Annotated in this window: 19 protein-coding genes; 7 read left to right on the top strand and 12 right to left on the bottom strand. The window is 66.1% G+C overall.

Annotation, left to right across the window (positions count from 1 at the left end):
* Nucleotides 1-97: 97 nt before the first annotated feature.
* Nucleotides 98-1,144, top strand: coding sequence for an Ig-like domain-containing protein (locus AC1RN0_RS04920; RefSeq protein ID WP_492786311.1), 1,047 nt, complete (start codon nucleotides 98-100; stop codon nucleotides 1,142-1,144).
* 38 nt (nucleotides 1,145-1,182) lie between these two features.
* Nucleotides 1,183-1,959: a UCP034077 family protein gene (locus tag AC1RN0_RS04915; RefSeq protein WP_492786310.1), complete on the top strand. Its 777-nt coding sequence runs from the start codon at nucleotides 1,183-1,185 to the stop codon at nucleotides 1,957-1,959.
* A gap of 25 nt (nucleotides 1,960-1,984) precedes the next feature.
* Here AC1RN0_RS04915 and AC1RN0_RS04910 read toward each other — a convergent pair whose 3' ends face one another.
* From AC1RN0_RS04910 to AC1RN0_RS04855, 12 genes are all read right to left on the bottom strand, one after another.
* Nucleotides 1,985-3,199, bottom strand: coding sequence for a type II secretion system F family protein (locus AC1RN0_RS04910; RefSeq protein WP_492786309.1), 1,215 nt, complete (start codon nucleotides 3,197-3,199; stop codon nucleotides 1,985-1,987).
* On the bottom strand, nucleotides 3,192-4,871 hold the full coding sequence (locus AC1RN0_RS04905; RefSeq protein WP_492786308.1) for a GspE/PulE family protein: 1,680 nt from the start codon (nucleotides 4,869-4,871) through the stop codon (nucleotides 3,192-3,194). The genes AC1RN0_RS04910 and AC1RN0_RS04905 overlap by 8 nt, the downstream gene beginning before the upstream one ends.
* Nucleotides 4,868-5,617 (bottom strand): prepilin peptidase, encoded by a 750-nt coding sequence (locus AC1RN0_RS04900; RefSeq protein WP_492786307.1) that lies wholly within the window; start codon nucleotides 5,615-5,617, stop codon nucleotides 4,868-4,870. Before AC1RN0_RS04900 ends, AC1RN0_RS04905 begins: the two co-directional genes overlap by 4 nt.
* Nucleotides 5,617-6,066 carry a type II secretion system major pseudopilin GspG gene (gene gspG, locus AC1RN0_RS04895; RefSeq protein WP_492786306.1) on the bottom strand — a complete coding sequence of 150 codons (450 nt, stop codon included), beginning with the start codon at nucleotides 6,064-6,066 and terminating at the stop codon, nucleotides 5,617-5,619. Before gspG ends, AC1RN0_RS04900 begins: the two co-directional genes overlap by 1 nt.
* Nucleotides 6,036-6,761 carry a hypothetical protein gene (locus tag AC1RN0_RS04890; protein ID WP_492786305.1) on the bottom strand — a complete coding sequence of 242 codons (726 nt, stop codon included), beginning with the start codon at nucleotides 6,759-6,761 and terminating at the stop codon, nucleotides 6,036-6,038. Before AC1RN0_RS04890 ends, gspG begins: the two co-directional genes overlap by 31 nt.
* Nucleotides 6,742-8,619 carry a type II secretion system secretin GspD gene (gene gspD, locus AC1RN0_RS04885; RefSeq protein ID WP_492786304.1) on the bottom strand — a complete coding sequence of 626 codons (1,878 nt, stop codon included), beginning with the start codon at nucleotides 8,617-8,619 and terminating at the stop codon, nucleotides 6,742-6,744. The genes AC1RN0_RS04890 and gspD overlap by 20 nt, the downstream gene beginning before the upstream one ends.
* A 98-nt stretch (nucleotides 8,620-8,717) precedes the next feature.
* Entirely contained in the window at nucleotides 8,718-9,170 is a 453-nt protein-coding gene (locus tag AC1RN0_RS04880; protein ID WP_492786303.1) for a hypothetical protein, read from the bottom strand.
* A gap of 50 nt (nucleotides 9,171-9,220) precedes the next feature.
* Entirely contained in the window at nucleotides 9,221-9,736 is a 516-nt protein-coding gene (locus AC1RN0_RS04875) for a GspMb/PilO family protein (RefSeq protein ID WP_492786302.1), read from the bottom strand.
* The gene (locus AC1RN0_RS04870; protein ID WP_492786301.1) at nucleotides 9,733-10,584 is read right to left on the bottom strand and encodes a hypothetical protein; all 852 of its coding nucleotides are present in this window, start codon (nucleotides 10,582-10,584) and stop codon (nucleotides 9,733-9,735) included. Before AC1RN0_RS04870 ends, AC1RN0_RS04875 begins: the two co-directional genes overlap by 4 nt.
* Nucleotides 10,515-11,069, bottom strand: coding sequence for a type II secretion system protein (locus tag AC1RN0_RS04865; RefSeq protein ID WP_492786300.1), 555 nt, complete (start codon nucleotides 11,067-11,069; stop codon nucleotides 10,515-10,517). The genes AC1RN0_RS04870 and AC1RN0_RS04865 overlap by 70 nt, the downstream gene beginning before the upstream one ends.
* Nucleotides 11,066-11,458 (bottom strand): hypothetical protein, encoded by a 393-nt coding sequence (locus AC1RN0_RS04860; RefSeq protein WP_492786299.1) that lies wholly within the window; start codon nucleotides 11,456-11,458, stop codon nucleotides 11,066-11,068. The genes AC1RN0_RS04865 and AC1RN0_RS04860 overlap by 4 nt, the downstream gene beginning before the upstream one ends.
* Before the next feature lie 614 nt (nucleotides 11,459-12,072).
* Entirely contained in the window at nucleotides 12,073-12,366 is a 294-nt protein-coding gene (locus AC1RN0_RS04855; protein WP_492786298.1) for a hypothetical protein, read from the bottom strand.
* 538 nt (nucleotides 12,367-12,904) lie between these two features.
* On the opposite strand from AC1RN0_RS04855, the gene AC1RN0_RS04850 reads away from it, so the two are divergent.
* The 5 genes from AC1RN0_RS04850 to AC1RN0_RS04830 all read left to right on the top strand — a co-directional run bounded on the left by AC1RN0_RS04850 (nucleotide 12,905) and on the right by AC1RN0_RS04830 (nucleotide 18,119).
* Nucleotides 12,905-13,819 carry an ArdC family protein gene (locus tag AC1RN0_RS04850; protein WP_492786297.1) on the top strand — a complete coding sequence of 305 codons (915 nt, stop codon included), beginning with the start codon at nucleotides 12,905-12,907 and terminating at the stop codon, nucleotides 13,817-13,819.
* A gap of 95 nt (nucleotides 13,820-13,914) precedes the next feature.
* Complete coding sequence (locus AC1RN0_RS04845; protein WP_492786296.1) at nucleotides 13,915-14,193, top strand: hypothetical protein; 279 nt, start codon at nucleotides 13,915-13,917, stop codon at nucleotides 14,191-14,193.
* Nucleotides 14,194-14,293: 100 nt separating this feature from the next.
* Nucleotides 14,294-16,126 carry a ParB/RepB/Spo0J family partition protein gene (locus tag AC1RN0_RS04840; RefSeq protein WP_492786295.1) on the top strand — a complete coding sequence of 611 codons (1,833 nt, stop codon included), beginning with the start codon at nucleotides 14,294-14,296 and terminating at the stop codon, nucleotides 16,124-16,126.
* A gap of 65 nt (nucleotides 16,127-16,191) precedes the next feature.
* Nucleotides 16,192-16,485, top strand: a complete 294-nt coding sequence (locus AC1RN0_RS04835) for a hypothetical protein (protein ID WP_492786294.1) — start codon at nucleotides 16,192-16,194, stop codon at nucleotides 16,483-16,485.
* A 293-nt stretch (nucleotides 16,486-16,778) separates the two neighbouring features.
* Complete coding sequence (locus tag AC1RN0_RS04830) at nucleotides 16,779-18,119, top strand: tyrosine-type recombinase/integrase (protein ID WP_492786293.1); 1,341 nt, start codon at nucleotides 16,779-16,781, stop codon at nucleotides 18,117-18,119.
* Nucleotides 18,120-18,145 lie beyond the last annotated feature (26 nt).

Below are 18,145 nucleotides of genomic sequence, written 5' to 3'. Positions count from 1 at the left end.
TTTTCGCGTATGACGTTAAAAAACCTTGGCGGGCAGTTTCCAAACTGCACGCGTTCGTAAATGCTGTTGGACCGGGAGTCGGGTGGGGAAAATTACGATGAGTGTTCGCGGCCGGTCTTTCCGCGCGGCTATCCTTGTGGCGGCGAGTTGCGCCGCCATGCTGCCCCAGGGGTCGTGGGCGGCCGAGAACACCGCCTACACCTACGATGCGCTCGGACGGCTCAAGAGCGCCGTTGATACCAGCGGCGCGGAGGTCAAATACGACTACGACGCGGCCGGAAATCGCATAACGCTCTCGGGGAAGAAGGGGCTTCGAGTATTCGACGATACCCTCTCGACAGGCTTGAACCAGCCCGTGACTTTCAATCCCAGAGACAACGATTTCGGGGACGCTCTCACCATCACCGCCAAGACGAACGGGTTGCATGGGACCGTAACGATCGGGAGCGGTGGAACGTCGCTCACCTACACGCCCAACACCGGTTATACTGGCTCGGACAACTTCACCTACGATATCACCGACAGCTATTCGCGGACGTTGACCGGGAACGTCACAGTGGCCGTTGTTGTAACAAACCATAGTCCGGTCGCTGTCGCGGATAGCATCTCGACGATCATCAACACCGCCAAGGTGTTCAACCCCCTGACCAATGACACCGATCCGGATGGGGACACGCTCAGCATTTCCGCCAAGACCGACGGAGCCCATGGGGTTGTTTCGATTACGAGCGGGACAAGCCTCACCTACACGCCTGCAACCAACTACGTTGGGCCGGATAGCTTCACCTACACCGTCTCGGACGGACATGGCTTGACGGCGCCAGGGACGGTGACGGTTTCGGTGGCCGGTCCGATTACACTGCTCAATCCGACCTATTCTGTGAACAAAAACACCACTACGACCGTCCCGCGCTCCGCGTTGGGAACGGCCTCGGATTCCGCTACCCTGACCATTACTTCGGTCAGCGCGGGGACGATCATCTCGGCCGGTGCAAGCTTCACCTATTCGTCGGGCTTCGTGCCGAACTGCGAAATTGACGAGCGCATCATCAGCTACACGCTTCAGCATCCGTCGGGATATACCGCTACCGGTAGCGTCACGTTCTTTGTGTCGGGAGCCATGCCGAACACCTGCGGAAACTAGCGATTCAACGCATATCAGTACGGCTGGCCGCGCCCGGAATGGTTGGGGGAAAGGCACTGGTGGGGACGAGGGGGCGGGATAGCCGCTCCCCAGTTCGCTCCAGGCTCATTGCGGCGGGCCTGGCGATCTTCCTTCATGTAGCCTTCGTCCTGGCGATCATGGCAACTGCCTCCGGCACTCTCCCCCGTGGTGGGGCCGACCCGTTCGGTGACGGTGAAACAATCGTCGTCAGCCTTTCAGGACGTGAGGGCGTCGCTGGGGGCCGGCCAGGCTCTGATAACAAAGAGCGGCCAACCGAGGTCGATCAAACAGACCTGATGGCGAAGCGGCTGCGAGCGGAGCGGTCAGGCCTGTTTGCCAGCGAGACGGAACCCTCTCGTCCCCGCGGCGGACTGGCGTCCCTGTTTCGATCGATCGGAAGTCTGAGCGCATCTGGTCGGCAGGGAAATGGCGCTCAGCGCGACGGCCAACGTGATGACGGCGAAACGGACCTGACCACCTCGCGAGCCAGTCGCGCGGGTGCGCCGAGCCAGGACGATGGCTCCAGGGGGTTGTGGGGACAGGTCGAGCCCTGCTGGCGAAGGCTGAAGCAACGTTCAACCGAGGCGGTGACGCTGGAGGTGGTCCTGAATGATCAGGGCGACCTCGCCGAGCCGCCCCGGATTGTTCGGCCTGCCGGCGGGCGGCCAAACGAACAGCGCCTTGTGGCTGAAGCTCAAGCGCTGGCAGCAATCCAGGCCTGCCTGCCTTATCGGTCTCGAACGCCCCTCAGATCGGGAGCGATGTACCGTTTGAATTTCGGCAGTTCGCGATAGCGGCGATCGGACAGCCTCGACGGGGCTACTGGAGCGCCGCGTCTCCAAGGCCCGTGACACCTGACAACAGACCGGCCATCAGCAGCCCGATCAGTCCGCCAAGCGCAACAATCAACGCCGGCCCGATGATCCGACTGGCGGACTCGATCCGTCGCAACGCCGCCTGTTCCGCAAGCCGACCAGCCCGCACAAGCATTGGCCCCAAGGCCCCCGACTCCTCGCCGATGAGCGCCAGGCGCCCGATTTCATCCGGGAACCCACTCACGTTCGCCAGGGCCACTGACAGCGCCGTCCCCTGTCGGACGGACCCGCCCACCGGCTCCAGCCGTTTCTGGGCGAGCTGTGACCTCACCGACCGCAGTGACAACCTTAGCGCCTCGCCAACCGGCGCACCCGCGGCGAGCATGCCTCCCAGCGCAATCGCAAACCCGCCATAGATCAGAGCTTCCGCCGTCCGAGCGCCGGGCCCGTCCAGCGCCAGACGCTCAATCCAGGTCCTGAGGAGCCCGGCAGCACCGGCCAGGCTGCCTGATATCACGACAGCCACCAGCGCGCCGGCAAGCAGCCAGCCATTGCCGGTCAAGAACCGGCTGGCGGCGAGGAGGAGCCGCATCGGTAGTCCCGGTTCAGCCCCCGGTGCCTCGGCCAGCGGGGCCAGCGACGGCACGACCAGGGTCAGGATGATCAGGAACGATGCGATCGCCGTGAGCATCACGAACACCGGATAGGCCAGAACCGAGACCAGCTGGTCACGCATCTTGATCCGCGCTTCGAGCATCTCGGCGCCGCGCTCCAGGCCGCCGATCAGATCGCTCGACACTTCGCCCGCGGCCAGCAAGGCGGCGATAAACCGGTGACGCTCGGCCAGTTGCCGTTCGAGCGCGGCGCTCAGCGCATCCCCGCCGCTGATGTCGCGGGCCATGACCTTTGCAGCCGCCTGCACATTGGGACGGGCGGCCTTCCCGCCGATGATAGTCAGCGCGGTGCGGATATCGGACCCCGCGGCCAGCAGCGCCGCCAGGTCCGAGACAAGCTCAGCCGTGTCGCGGTCGGAAAGGCCGGTCGCTTTGGCGGCGCTCTCCTTGCGAGCTCTGGCGGCCTTTACCGTGACCGGCATCAAGCCCTGGGATTTGAGTCTCGCAAATGCAGCGGCCTCCGAGGTGACGCTCAGCTCACCGCGGACCTTTCGGCCGGCGGCGTCAACGGCGACGTAGGCATATCTGGATGGACCGTCAGACATGAACCGCCGCGATCACCTCTTCGACGGTCGTCAGGCCGGCCAGGACCTTCTCGAACCCGTCAATCGCCATGGACTTGAACCCGGCCGCCTCGGCCAGGTCCGCGAGCACGCCAGTCGAAGACCGCTCGGCAATGGCCCGCAACATCGACTCGGTCGCGAGGAACGCTTCGCCAATGGCGGTGCGACCGTGGAACCCGCTGCCGCCGCAGGCCGTGCAGCCAGCGCCGAACGCCGCCCTGATCGGCTCGGGCCGACCGATCGAACGTGCGAACATCACCTCGGCTTCGCCTGCAGGCCGGTGGGTTTTACAGCCCTCGCAGATCCGCCGAACGAGCCGCTGGGCGGCAACGCCGCGAAGCCCCGCCGCCAGCTGGAATGGCTCCACACCCATGTCGAGCAGACGCGGGACCACCGCCAGAGCGTCGTTGGCATGCACGGACGCCAGAACGAAGTGGCCGGTCATGGCCGCCTGCATGGCCACGGCGGCGGTTTCCGGATCGCGGATTTCACCGACCAGGATGACGTCCGGATCCTGGCGCAGGAACGACCGCAGCGCGGAAGCAAACGTCAGTCCGATATTGGGCGCGACCTGTGTCTGGGACACATGGTCGAAGTGATACTCGACCGGGTCCTCGACGCTCAGCACCTTGCGGGTCGAGCCGACGAACGACTGCAGCAGGGCATAGAGGGTGGTCGTCTTGCCGCTGCCGGTCGGACCGGTGATCAGGAAGAGACCGTGCGGCGAGCGTGCAGCCTGCCGCAGCACGCCGACGGTTGAGGCGCTTAAGCCCAGGCGGTCGAGATCCAGTTGCACCGATGCGCGGTCGAGAATGCGCAGCACGACCGACTCTCCGAACACGGTCGGCGAGGTCGCCACCCGCACGTCGATCGAGCGCCCCTGCACGACAAAGCTGGTGCGGCCGTCCTGCGGCAGACGGCGCTCACCGAGGTTCAGGTTGGCGATGACCTTGATGCGCGAGACCGCGGCCGGCGCGAGATCGGCGCTGACCAGGCGATGGTCGACCAGTTGGCCGTCGACCCGAAGGCGGATGCGCAGGTCGTGACGCCGAGGCTCGAAATGGATGTCCGACGCGCCCGCGGCGATCGCCGCCTCGAATACCGAGGCGACAAGGCGCGCGCCGCCGCCCTCGCCACCGGAATCCGCGACCTGGTCGATCTCCCGCTCAAGCCGCCGCTCATCGGCTTGCGGTGCAATCGTGGTCTCCGCTTCCCAGGTCTGGGCAAACACGCGCGACCAGTCGGCAGGTCTTGCGATCAAAAGGCTGACGCGACCGCCGACCGCGAACACCAGTCCCGAAAGCGCTTCCTCATCTAGCGGATCGCAGGCGGCGCAGACCAGCACGGGTCCCTGCCTGCGGATCGGCAGGATCCGGTTGCGGCGCAGGAACTCAGCGCTGACCCGCAGCTCGCCCGGCGTTATGGCGGCAGGATCGGAAGCCGGCTCCCACACCGCGCAGTCACTGGCCTTGGCGTAGGCCGCGACCAGATCATCGTCGCTCAGGGCGCCCAGTTGGTTGAGCACCTGCTCCACTGGCTGCCCGGTGCGGACCGACACCAGTCCGGCGCGCGCGACGGCGGCGCCGTCAACAACAGCCCGGGCGAGCAGATCTTCGATCAAGGTTTCGCGGCGCTTGAGAACAATCGTGGTCACGCAAGGCCCCAATCAGCGGAAATGAGGCCGCACTGTATCGCCAGACCAACCGTCATGGCGCCGGCCGCGATCGATGGACCGAATGCGATGCGATCCTGATCGGGCCTGGTCAGAAAGACGGTGGCCAGACCGGCCAGAGCGGCGACGGCGACGACCCAGGGCGTGGCGAGACCCAGCCACAGGGCCAAGGCGCTAAACAGTTTCACGTCGCCGAACCCGAGCCCCGAATGTCCGCGCACCAGAATGAAACCGCGTCGCAGGCCCTCAAGGAGGGCGAAGGTGACCGCCGCCGCCGCGAGCCCGATCAGAACCTGACCGTTCAACGCCGCCAGACCGAACGACAGCAGCGCGACAGCCAGTGTGAGTGGATCGGGTAGCCGCTGGGTCCTTTGATCGATGATCGAAGTCGCCAGCAGAATGAGCGCCATCAAGCTGATCAGGGCTGCCTGCAGCGGTGGCGCGATCCAGCACGCGGTCGCCGCAACGAGGCCTCCGACAACCTCTCCCGTCACATGGGCCGGATCAATCCGCCCCTTACAGTGCCGGCAGGCGCCGCCGAGCGCGGCGTAGGAGAGGATCGGGATGGTCGCCCCAAACCCCAACGCCGCCCCGCAAACATCACAGCGCGACCTCCCGACCAGCGCCTGCTCGCCACGCAGCGAGCGGAGCGGCGCGGTGGCCGCGAAACTGCCAGCGCATGCGCCGACCAGTCCGGCCGCCACTGGAATGAGCGCCGAAGTCGCCATCACCCCGCCGGCGCCCTCAGGTCGCGGTTGACGCCCTTGCCGCCTTCCTTGCCGTCCGCACCGAGGCTGATCACGGTGTAGCCCTGACCATCGGCGCCGACGCTGTAGAGGAGCGGCCGGCTCCAGGGATCCTTGAGCGCCTTGACGTCACGCATGTAGGGGCCGGTCCAGCCGTCAGCGCCGGCAGGTTCTGAGATCAGCGCCGCCAGTCCTTCCGCCAGGGTTGGGTAGCGGCCGACATCGGCCTGAAACATCTCCACCTCGGCCGAAACTGTCTCAAGCTGCAGCTGGGCGGCCTTGGCGCGGGCGCGGCCGAGCTGGCCGATCAGAGCGGGTGTCAGCACAGCCGCGATCAGGCCAATGATGCCGATCACCACCAGCATCTCGGTGAGGGTGTAGCCGGCTTCGTCCCGGGCGCTTACGCGCCGCCTTCGATGAAGATCCTGCACGGCTCCCCTCCCCTCTGACCGCGAACAAACACGCGTTCGATGATAGCCGCCGGATGGCCGGAGTCTCCGGTCAGCCTGACAATACGGTCGTCGGCCCATCCATCGGGCGATAGCGCCCGTAAGCGCCAGACCTCGCCAGCCCGCCAGGCGAACCGGCCGGTCGCCGGCTGCGCGGCCTCCGAGAGGCCTAGGTCCGTCGCCTTACCGTAGGGCGACATCAGCGAGGGGGCGCAGGCCCGCCAGAGAGGCATAGCGGCGAGCTTTGCGACCTCCGACGCGTCCGCGCCCGATAGCGCCATGGCCCGAAGTCGGGATCTGATCGAGGAAATGCTGGCGCCGCCCATACCCAGCAGCGCGCCATCCTCAAGATCGGCGGCGGCGACAAGGCTGAGCTTTGCGGCCTCCGGCTCAGCCAGAACCTCGACCGGCCCCTCCATCGACGGAATGAACCAACGCAGGCGGTTGGCCTGACCGGTCTCGAGCACTGCCACCACCGCCGCCTGCTGGACACCATCAAGGTTCGCCTCAATGCGGGTGCGAGCAAGGGCGGCCCTTGATGCGCGCAGGTCGGTGAGACTGGCGCCCATCACCGCGCTGACCACGAGCGACAAGGCGAGCGCCGTCAGCGCCGCCGCCGCGGTCGCATATCCGCCGTCGGCCTGGTCGTTGGGGGTGTTAGCGGCTGATGAGGCCACGACTCGTGATCTCGTTGAGGTCAGCCAGAAGGTCGGACATGACCTGGGCGGTGCTGTCATCGCTGCGCATGATGTGGGCGGTGATCAGCACAATCAGCTCGGTGCGGCGCCGGTCGTGAGACTCATTCTTGAACAGCCGTCCCAGCAGCGGCACGTCCTTGATGTAGGGGATACCGCTGTCGCCGTTGGTCCGGGTGCTGCTGATCAGGCCGCCCAGCGCCACCGCCTGGCCGTCGCGAAGCATCAGGGTGCTTTCGAACCGGCGCTGCTGGATGGTCGGCGAGTCGATGCCGGACGTGGTCGTCTTGGCGACCGAGCTGACCTCCTGGGCGATCGTGAGCATAATGGTGTTCTCGCCGCTGACCCGGGGCGTTACAGTCAGGATCACCCCGGTGTCCCGGTACTCGACGTTGACCACGCGCGGCGCATCAGGGGTCACATTGCTCTGGGCGGTCTGGATGACGATCGGCACCTGGTCGCCGATCTGGAGCGTCGCGGTCCGGTTGTTGAGCGTGACAATCTTGGGGGTGGAGATCACCTCGACCGCAGTCTGTTCCGACAACGCATCGATAGCGGCTTTGATGTCATTGCCGATGAACGTGACTGCAATGCCGGGCAGAGTTGGAGAGACCGAGCCGGAGCTGCTGGAGGTGGACACGATCTTGAGCCGGCCGTTGTCGCCGACCACCGACCAGTTGACGCCGCTGCTCATTCCGTCGGTCAGGGTGACCTCCAGAATAGAGGCCTCGATCAGCACCTGGCTCGGGGTGACATCGATCTCCTGCAGCACCCGCTGGAGGCGCACGCGGTCGGCGGGCGAGGCCGAGATCAGGAGCGCATTGGATTCGCGATCGATGCCGATCCGGATCTGGTCGTCGCCGCCGCCGCCAGAACTTGGCGGCGGTCCGGGCGTCGCAGCGACAACGGGCGCTCCTGATGCGCTCGGGCCAGAGCCTGAGGGGGAGGAGGACCCTGGCGGCACTGAAGCTGCGGCGGTGTAGCCGCCGCCGCCCGGGGTAACGCTGGCAAGCGTGGCCGCCAGCGACTCCGCCGAGACATTGAGCGGGTGGTAGACCCAGAGGGTCGTGGCTTGGTCGCCGGCGCTCTTGTCGAGGCGGTCGACCCAGGCGCCGATCTCGTCCAGCGTCCCGGTCGAGCGGGCAAACGCGATGATGCCGTTCAGTCGCCGCAGCGGGACCACGGACGCGCCGGCCGTGCCAGAGGCCTGCAGGATCTGGTTGATCTCGCCGGCGATGGCGGGGGCCGAGGCCTGACCTAGCTCGAACCAGCGCATCCGCGCGCCCTGCAGACTGCTGCGGTCGAACACCTTGATGGTCGAAAGCGCCGCTTCGATCTCGCGGCCCGTGCCGCCCAGTAGCAGCACGCCGGTCTTGTCGTCTGCCTCCAGCACGACGCTGGCCGGTCCAACCGATTGAAGAACCTTGGCCACTTCGCTGGGCGCGGCATAGTCGAGCGGGACCGCGACCACGCTGTAGCCGGCGCGGCTTACACCGTCGGCCGAGCTCTGCACGCCGCCCGAAGCCTTGGCGTTGGCCCGGGCGGTGATCAGAAGGCTTTCGCCCTGGCGGATCATCACGACACCGCTGTTGCCGAGCGCGCCTTCAAAGGCCTCCAGCAGCTGGGCGCGGGTCATCCGCCGCTCGACCCGGAACGACATCTTGCCGCTGACCGAGGGATCAATGGTGTAGGTCAGGCCAAGGGTGGAACCCAGGATCTCCTCGGCGACCTGGGCTATGTCAGCGTCGCGGAAGGCAAATGTGTAGGATTCCGCAGCCGCGGCTGCAGCCGCGGGACGGACGCCCGCCAGCGGGCTGACGCAGGCGATGGTCGCAATCACCAGCAGGACGACTCTCAGTCTCACTCTGGTGCTGCCGACTCTCACGCCTGTCCTTCTGTGCGCTGAGGCGCGCACGATCTGTTCTGAATTTGGGGTCGTCATGGCGCGCCCGGCGCACTGGCGGGCGGCGGCGGCATGCGCGTGCCGGGCGGCGGCTGGTCAGAGGCAGCGTCGCCGCCGCTCAAGACGGCGGCGGAGCCGCTGGTCTCGCCAAGCAGCACGACGCTGCGACCGGCCCGGCTATCAATGACCACGCGGGTCGACAGCACCTGAACCAGGGTGATGCCTTCGCGCGTTGCGCCCTGCGACAGCCATTGGGGTGGTCCGCCATTGATCGATAGAAGCGCCGCCGCCCGGCGCGGTGTTCTCGCAAGCCCCTGCAATCGGACCGGGATCTCCGCGGAGCTGGACACAAAGAGCGGCGCCGCGAGCGCGTTAGCGACCGCCGACTCCGAAGATACGCCGAGCAGCGCCCTGCCAGCCGGGGCCGCGTTGAGCTGCGTCTGCATCTCGTCGAGCGGGCCGGTGATGCGGGCGGCTCCGCCCAGCACCAGCCATCCAGCGCAAGCGAGCGCCAGACCGACGGCCGGGGCGCCAAGGACTAGCGGGGAGCGGAGTTCCAGCAAAACGCCCTCCCCTTCACCTTGAGCGCAACCTGGCCGCCCTGCGGCGCCAACTGCACACTGTCGACAAACACTTCCGGCCGTGCGTCTTCGAGCGCACCGATCAGCTTGACCGCCCCGTCGTACCCGCCCTCTGCGGTGAACGAGACATCGATCGCATTGAGCTCTCCCGCGCCGGCCCCTGGCGAGGATTCCAGAGCCTTCAGGGTCATGCCGGCCGCGCCAGCTTGGCGAACCAGGTCAGAGCGCACGGCGGAGGCTGCGGGGATCAGCGCGCCGCGGCACAGGGTCTTTTCGTTGAACCCGGCGATCTGTTGCCCGGGCGCGCCCTGCTGGATCTCGGTGATCGACTGCTGAAGCGCTGCAACGCGCGCCTCGTAATCGTCTGGCCTGGCAAGGCCGGCCATGGCCCAGCTCGAAAGGCCCAGGGTGATGACGCCGGCAAGGACAGCAATGCCGTTCGTCAGCGGCGGCGGCGGCGAAAACTGGCTCATTGCGCACTCGCCTCGCCGCCATCCGGAGCGCTGACGCCCCAGAGCCAGACACCAGGGCGGACAGGTCTGTTGGAGCGCTCAACCTTGCGGTCGGCCGCCGCCACAAACGGGCTGGCGTCACTGCGCACCTCGACCGCGAAGAGATCGCCTTCCCAGACAAAGCCCTCGACGTCTGCATCCGTCGCCTTGTTGCGCGAGGCCCAGGCCAGATCGTCAAGCACGCGACTTGCGCGGCGTTGCGTCAGACCCGCCTGCGAGATGGCCTGCGACTGGGCCTGCAACGACTTCTGAACCCTGACCTGTTCGAGCCTGCGCGCGGTGGTCAGCTCCAGCGCTTCGAGTTCCGCGCCCGCGCGGGCCCTGACGGCGAAGATCGAGATGGACGCGCTGACCAGCAGAAAGGCTGCGATACCTGCCACCGTCCCGACCACTGCCAGACGCCGAGCCTGCTCCTGTCGCTTGCCGGGCGTTGGGAACTGCACCGGGATGGCCCGTCCATCCAGATCGGCGATAGCGGTCAGCCCCTCGCGCACATCATCGCGGCGGGCGTAGATCGCGGCGTATCGACCTGGCGCGCCGGGCTTCCATGGATCCAGCCGGCGCAGTTGCCACGCCAGCTCGTCAATCGGCAGCGGCGAGTTGAGGCGGGCTTCCAGCGCCGCGGCTCTCGCCTGATCCCACGGCAGGGCGGGCCCGGTCGTCACCGGCTTTACAAACAGCGGCACGTCCGGGGCCGCATCGGCCACAGGCTCAAGCTCATCTGGTTCGCCAAAATCAGCTAAGGGGCCGATGTACGACAGCCCCGCGCGATCATGTCGAACTCGCATGTCTTTGGATGCTCGATCCATGATCTCGCGACGACTAACGGTAGTTCCCCCTGCCCGGAGGTTTCGACGATCATCACCCCGTCCAGGACCCGCTTGGAGTCAGGCTGGGGCCAGCGATCGAACCGGCCATCACGCGCGAGATACACAAGACTGATTTTGCCCGCGTGAGGCAAGAGAAAGGTCTGCGCAACTTCGCCGCGCCTGACGGAAAGCGCGAGTTTTTCGCCGTCAGGCGTCAGGGCGAGACTGCAGGCGCGGGCCTCACAGGCAAACTGCAGACCTTGGGCATCTCCCGTCAGGCTCTGATCGCCGCCCGGACGAAGCCTGAGCAAACCCGAGACACTCGCCTCCGCGCGACGCAGGACCTGATCGTCCCGCCGCGTGGCGACGATCGGCTTTTGCATCCGGCCGATGATGCGTGATCCCTCGACCAGGCCTCCCATCGCCAAGCCAAGGATCAGCATGGCCGCCAGGACTTCGGCCAGTGTGTAGCCGTCCTCTTTCATGGCTGTGGCACGTCGGGCGGACAGGGGCGGCGGGACTGGACAGCATAGAGCTTGCCGCCGGCACGGGCCCTTAGATTGATCTTCTGGACGCATAGCTGGACCGGAGAGACGCTGCCTGCCTCCTGATCGACCTGAAGGGTCCAGTCGAAGTCGGGATTGGAGCCGGAGTAGAGGCCGGGCGGTCGGGCAGGCTGGGCCAAAAGAAGCTGTATGGTTGTGCGGGCAACGCTGGCCTGCGACGCGGATTGTTCCGCGCGCCTGGCCACCGACAACGCCACGATCGAAAGGGTGATGGTGGTCGCCAGAATCGCCAGCGCGGTCAGAGCGTCGACGGCCGCGAACCCAGCGTCATTTGGCTTGAAAGCAGAATACTTGCTGTGGACGATCATTTCACAAAGGCTCGCGCACGACCCACATAGCAGCAGCCCCCAAGGTTGTAATCCTAGTTGCCAGTTGGCAGGCGATGCCCAAGAACACGTTGGTCTTCCATCGACAATACCTGTGCCCCTCCCCGACCCTTTGCTCTAGCGAACCATTCGCCCGTCGTATGTCATCGTCATTGTGCGGGAATCCACACACATGAGGGTTTGGAGCCGCCAACTGTCAAAGGCCTCCCGCCGCCTCCAGTTAACCCAAACTTACACATAAATACCAATGAATACAGCCCACTAGCCATCCATCCGACTTTCCTCGTCCGACTTGCTATCCAATCTGACGCTTAGGATCTCGCCATCCACCGCCTCCAGATCGCCAGCCAACGGCCTGCGCGCGGGAAGAGATACCCCTTCGAACGCCACCTGAACGGAGGCGCGGACCTTGGCGGCCAGGGCCAGCGGCAGCGCTGGGCGACGTAGGGCGAGACGGTCTCTGCCATGCGAAGCTGTAGCTTCACGATCTCCAGCAAGGTCGCCTTGTCGTAGTGGTCCAGGACGGCTTCGGTCTCGTTGCCCTCGCCGTCCTTGGTGATCTTGACTGCGTGACGCAGGCCGATGGCGACGGCCAGCTAGGCGGGCGCCATGCTGTAGGCCTCGGCCATGACCTGAAACGGGTGGCGGTGCTGGGAGAGAAGCCACGCCGCAACGGCGTTGGTCCGCTTGTTCCGCGATCCCTTCGGCCGCCCGGGTCCGCCCTTGGCTGGCGTGAACGCCGCCGACAACGGCGAAGGCGCGTCGAGCCGTCCGGTGTCGGCCTCGTCCACCTCGTCGAAGAGCGCGGCCTGCACCACCTCGCCCGCGTCGGGGAGGCCTTCGCCCTTGTCCAGCGCCTCGCCCAGCGCAGCGCCTACCCCGCCGCTCATATCAACCCCTTTGTCTAATCCGTCGCCAGCTTCGCCCAGGGCGAAACGGGCGCAACGCGGCATGTCCCCCGATCTGGCCAACCTCGGGGACATGGCCGGGGACATGAAAGGTGAAGCCGATCAAGGTCTTGTCCTACTTATCCCCTATGTCCCCCATGTCCCTATCTCCTGCGCATACGCAACGCCGCCTCGCTGCGCCCTGATCGGGTCGCAGGCGCGCGCGCATACGCAGGAAAAGCCGGGGACATGGGGGACATAGGGGACGCGGCGGCTAGGCCATTGAAGCGCCGGGGGTTTCATGTCCCCCGGCTTGTCCCCTCCCCCCTGCCCGATGAGGGGACATTGGAGGACGAGGACGCGCCGCGCCCGGCCACTATGCCTCTTGAAAGCTGCGCCGCCAAGGGTCGGGGCGCGAGGGTAGGGGGTGGGGGTTGCGCCCGGCGCATGGCTGTCCTATATGTAGGACACGCGAGGGCGAACGCCGCCCGCGCGGTGTGTCTCTGGCAAGGGCCGGGGACCTCTTGGAAAGGACCGAGACATGACCGAACGCTTCGACGTCTATCAGCACGTCACCGACACCATCATTCGCCAGCTTGAAGCCGGGGTCCCGCCGTGGCGCCAGAATTGGGCCTCCACCGGCGGCGCTTTCGCCATGCCGCTTCGCAGCACCGGCGAGGCCTATCGCGGCGTCAATATCCTCCTGCTCTGGGGCGCCCAGGCCGAAGGCGGCTTCACGCAACGGCGCTGGATGACCTTTAAGCAAGCCGTCGAAGCCGGGGCCGGGGTGCGCAAGGGCGAACGCGGCTCAAAGGTGGTTTACGCCAACAAGATCACGCGCGAAGTCGAAGGCGACAACGGAACGGAGGAAGTCAAAATCCCCTATATGAAGGCTTACACGGTCTTCAACATTGAACAGATTGAAGGCCTGTCGCCCGATTACTTCGAAGCGACGACGCTTCCCGATCCCGCCACCGCGCCGCAACGGATCGAAGCGGCTGAACGCTTCCTTGACGCTGTCGGCGCGGACGTTTGCCACGGCGGCGACAAGGCGTTCTATATGCCCGCCGTTGACGCTATCCGGCTCCCCCCGCTCGAACTGTTCACGGTCGCCGAACATTACTATTCCGTGCGCGCCCATGAGACGGTGCACTGGACCGGCCATGAAAGCCGCCTCGCCCGCACCTTCGGCGCCCGGTTCGGCGATGAGGCCTATGCGCGCGAGGAACTGGTCGCCGAATTGGGCGCCGCCTTCCTCTGCGCCCAGCTGGGGCTCGCCTCGGAACCGCGCGAGGATCACGCCGCCTATCTGGCCCACTGGCTCAAGGCCTTGAAGGAAGACAAGCGCGCGATCTTCAACGCCGCCAGCCACGCGCAAAAGGCCTGCGACTACCTGCGCAACCTCGCCTCGCCCGTCGCCGCGGACGAGGACCAGGTCGAAGCGCAAGCCGCCTGACGCCGGGCCGCTGGGAGGGTTCGCCCTCCCAGCCACCGGGCGCCACGCTCGCCGCTCTGGCATAGGGCCGGGGCGGTCTTGGAAAGGACCGAGACATGAAAACCGCCACCCACTACCGCGACCTGTTGGACCGCGAGACGGCGCACCTGTCGGCCTCTGAAAGGGTCACGCTGCACCGCTGCAAGGCCGAAGCCGCCCGCAGCGCCAAGAGCCTGCGCGACCCGGCCTGTCGCCCGTTCCCCGAACTGTCGGCGGCGCTGGCGCTGTGGCTCCTGACGCGGGTCGAAGCCGCGCCGCTCTGGCTTCGGATCATGGTCGCCAAAGCGGCGCTAGAGGAAGCCCAGGGCGAAAAGGCCGCGCCCGTAGCCGCCTGACATCGGGCCGCTGGGAGGGTGCGCCCTCCCAGCCACCGGGCGCCAAGCGTCCGCGCTCTGGCATTGGGCCGGGGCGTTCAAGTCTAGGAGACTTAACACCATGACCACCGTTCAAAACATCGCCCTCGCCAAGCTGTCGGTGTCGAGCCTCAACGCGCGCGCCCTGTCGCCCGCCGACGTCGAAGGCCTCGCCGCTTCCATCGCCTCGCTCGGCCTGCTGCAACCCCTGTCGGTCTATGCCGAAGGCGACGGCTTCAAGGTCGAAGACGGCGCGCGCCGCTTCGCCGCCCTGCACCTGCTGCGCTCGTCCAAGAAACTCCCCCCGGCGCTGCGCGACGGCGTCCCCGTCATCGTTCAGGCCTCGCCCGATCTGGCGCGGGTCCGGTCGGTCGCGGCGAACGAAGTGCGCGAGCCGATGAGCAACGCCGACACGATCTTGGCCTATCGGGCCATGATCCGCGACGGCCACACGGCGGAAACCATCGCCAAGGCCTGCAACGTGGGCGAGGCGCGGGTTAAGCGGCTCCTGCGGCTGATCAACGTCCACGACGACATTCTGTCGGCGTTCAAGGCCGGGGAAGTGGATATGGACGCGGTTGCGGCCTTCGCCCTCACCGATGATCAGGGCGCCCAGCTGGCGATCTTCGAGGACCTGCGCCCGTCCGGCGTCAAAGCCTATCAGGTCCGCCAGCGGCTCAGGTCCGACGTTATGCCGGGTCATTCCGATCTGGCGAAGTTTGTCGGCGTCGAAGCCTATGAGGCGGCGGGCGGTCGCCGCCTGCTCGACCTGTTCAGCGACGGCGACCAAGACGCCGGGTGGCTCGACGGCGCGCTGGCGCACCGGCTGGCCGACGAAAAGCTGGCGGTGGAAGTGGAAAAGCTGAAGGCCGAAGGCTGGGCCCAGGTCGTCGTCGGCCTGCCTCACGAATTCGAGGAACGCCTGTATCGGTTGCAGCCCGGCCCGCTGGAAATGACGCAGGACGAGGAAGACGCCGTGCTGGGCGCCGAAGACCTGATCGAAAGCGGGGAGGGGACCGACGAGGAAATCGCGGCGGCGGAAAAGCTGCTGGCCGACCATGACGCCAAGGTCAACAGTTGGCCCGACGAGGTGAAGGCGGGGGCGCTCGCCTTCATCGCTATCGGCTGGGGCGGTGAAGTCCAGATCGAACGCGGGTTCCAGCGCGCGGCCACGGTTGAGAACAAGACCGCCTCTCCGGCCAAGCCTGCGGCCTCGGGCGATCCCGCCTTGGACGGCTGGGGCCACGGCGGTCACTCGGACCTGACGACCATCGCCACCGCCTCCGTTCGCTGCGCCCTGCTGGCCCAGCCGGACACGGCGCAGGATATCCTGCTGGCCCATCTGGCGGTTCAGGCGGTCCATTTCCGGGGCGAAACAGCGATCCGACTGACGCCGCAGGGCGCCTATCCGCTCAAGGGCGAACGGCTCAACGGCGCCGAAGACCTGTTTGACGCCGTGCGCGACAAGTGGGCCGGTCGCCTGCCCAACACCCTTGAAGCCGCCATCCCTGTCGTCGGCGCGCTCAAGGCGAAGGAGAAGGCCGAACTCGCGGCGCTTTGCCTCGGCCGGTCGCTCGACGCCACCGAAGGCGGGCCGCACTCCTACCAGCGTCATCCCTCGCGCTGGGCCTCGCTGGGCGTCATCGCGCGGGCCATCGGCCACAAGATCGCGGACCACTGGACGCCGGGCGCCGACTGGCTGGCGAAGGGCTCGAAACCGGCCCTGCTGGCGGGCCTCAAGGCCTGCGGCGTGTCGCGCTTCACGCCGGACCACAAGAAGGCCGACATGGCGGCGGCGCTGGCGCGCGAGGCCAAGGCGAACGGCTGGGTTCCGAAGCTGCTGGCGGACCTGACGCCGGGCGGCGAGGATCAAGCCCAGGACGAAGGGGACGCCGCCCGAATTGCGGCGGAATGATCGCCGGGAGGGGCGGGCCTCGCCCGCCTCTCCCCCTTTCCCCGCGTCAGTGCTAGGACCGCTCCATGACCGAAGAAACGACAACCGCGCCCGCACTGGTCGCCGTCGCCGGCGAACTGCTGTTCGGCCCGAACTGGCAAAACCCGCTCGCTGATCTGATCGGGATGAACCAACGCAACCTTCGCCGCATCGCCCAGGCCGCGCGCGAAGGCCGGGATTACCCTGTCTCGCCCAGCTTGCTGGCCGAACTCGAGGCGCTTCTGCGAACTCGGGAGACGGCCAGCGGCGAGGCGGCGAACGCCCTGCGGGCCTTCCTCACCGCCAAGGGCCAGAGCGGTCACGTCCCAGCAAGGCAGTGACTTCTGCTGGCCGTTGACCAGCCCTGTCTGGATTGGACATTGATCGACTGCTTCGGTTCCGGGCGAGCTAGCAAAGCCTAAGCCTTACAGCCACCGGCAACGACGAGTGGCTGGAGGTCGTTTCCAAGAAGGTTTTTCAGACGCTGCCACGGCGTGAAGCCGCTGCACACAGTGGCCGGGAAATCACTGCTGGGGAGGTCCAATGATCGACCATGGGTACCCACGGAGCTTCCATCTTGACCGCCCGGAAAAGCCAGAGTCTCCTAAAACTACAATCGCTGCGAGCCTCAACCATGCAACGCAAGCCTCTTGCTGCTCCCCAAAACACGCGGAACGGCCTGAAATGGCGCGATGGCCGCCCTCGCTGGGAAGCATCGCCAACAAACCGCGCAGCGGGATTGCGCGGTATTGATCTACGGGGGCCAGACGGCCGGTGGTTATCTCGTGGCGAAGCAATTGACATTTGCGACGGTCGCACACTGTGGGCACAAGCTATCCGCGACGCGCTCAATGGTGGATTGGCGGGAGAAGATGCACTCGGTGATCTCCGTATCGCCCTAGCCAGGCTAACCGTCCCGACGGACGATGCTGGGCGTTTGCGGCGCGCGCTCCTCTCCGATCTCATTGATCAGGCTCGTGACGTCATCGAGAGCGAAAATGGAGACACGAAACTTCGGAGTGTTGGGCCGCGCACTGTCGAGGCGTTAACGCTTGCCTATTTCGCCGACGACAAGATCCAGCGCGATCGCGCGCCGAGCACCCTTTCAGCCTATCGCAGCATGGCAAAGCGGCTGGTTGCTAAGTTCGGAGCCGTCCCGGTCGCACAATTGACCCGTCGGAATCTGATGGAATGGTACGAAGACGAATTGCTTGAGAACCTGACGGTCGCTACGGCCAATCTATGCATGGGTGCCACCGCAGCATTCCTGCGATGGGCTCACAACAAGGAATGGATCGTCGCCAGCCCGGCCGACCGGCTAGGTCTTCGCTCGGCATCGGGCCGTCTAGTATTTTGGACGATGGAAGACGAAACCGCATTCGTCACTTGGTGCGACGAAAACGGTTACAGCGATATTGCCGATGGGATTGTCGCGGGCCTCTGGACGGGAGCGCGCATTGGCGACGTCTGCGCCGCCAATTTAGAGAACCTGGGCGGTCAGGTCTGGCGGTTCACGCCCGAGAAGACAAAACGCAAACAGCAAGAGGCAATGCCGGCCATCATGACGCCGCTCAGGGCACGGCTTGATCGCAGGGCAAGAGAAGCGCTGCGAGGTCCGCGCTTCTTGAACGCGACGCCGTTCCTTTGGGACCACCGAACCCAGCGGCGCCATAGCACGAACACCTTTGGCCACCGCTTCCGGGATGCGCGCGCCGCCTTTGTCAGCTCCCGAAAGGCCCCTGCTGGATTTGAACTAAAGCGCACCCAGGACACCCGCGACACTTGCATCACCCGCCTTTTTCTTGCCGATGTGCAGATTAGCCGTATGTGGACGTGGACGGGCCATAGCGCCAATAGCATCGAGAGAATTCTGCGCGACCACTATATTGTGCTGCGCGAAGAAGGTGCGATGCAGCTGGCGGGCAAGCTAGCCGCTTGGGCTGAGAGAGAGGGTCTTCCCTTGCAGAACGCCTAGCGAACCCTTTGTCAAAAGTCGGACGT

It is taken from the genome of Caulobacter sp. GW821-FHT12F03 (assembly GCF_058806855.1).
The sequence above is the reverse complement of the archived record's forward strand: the minus strand, read 5'-3'. Positions and strand labels throughout refer to the sequence as shown.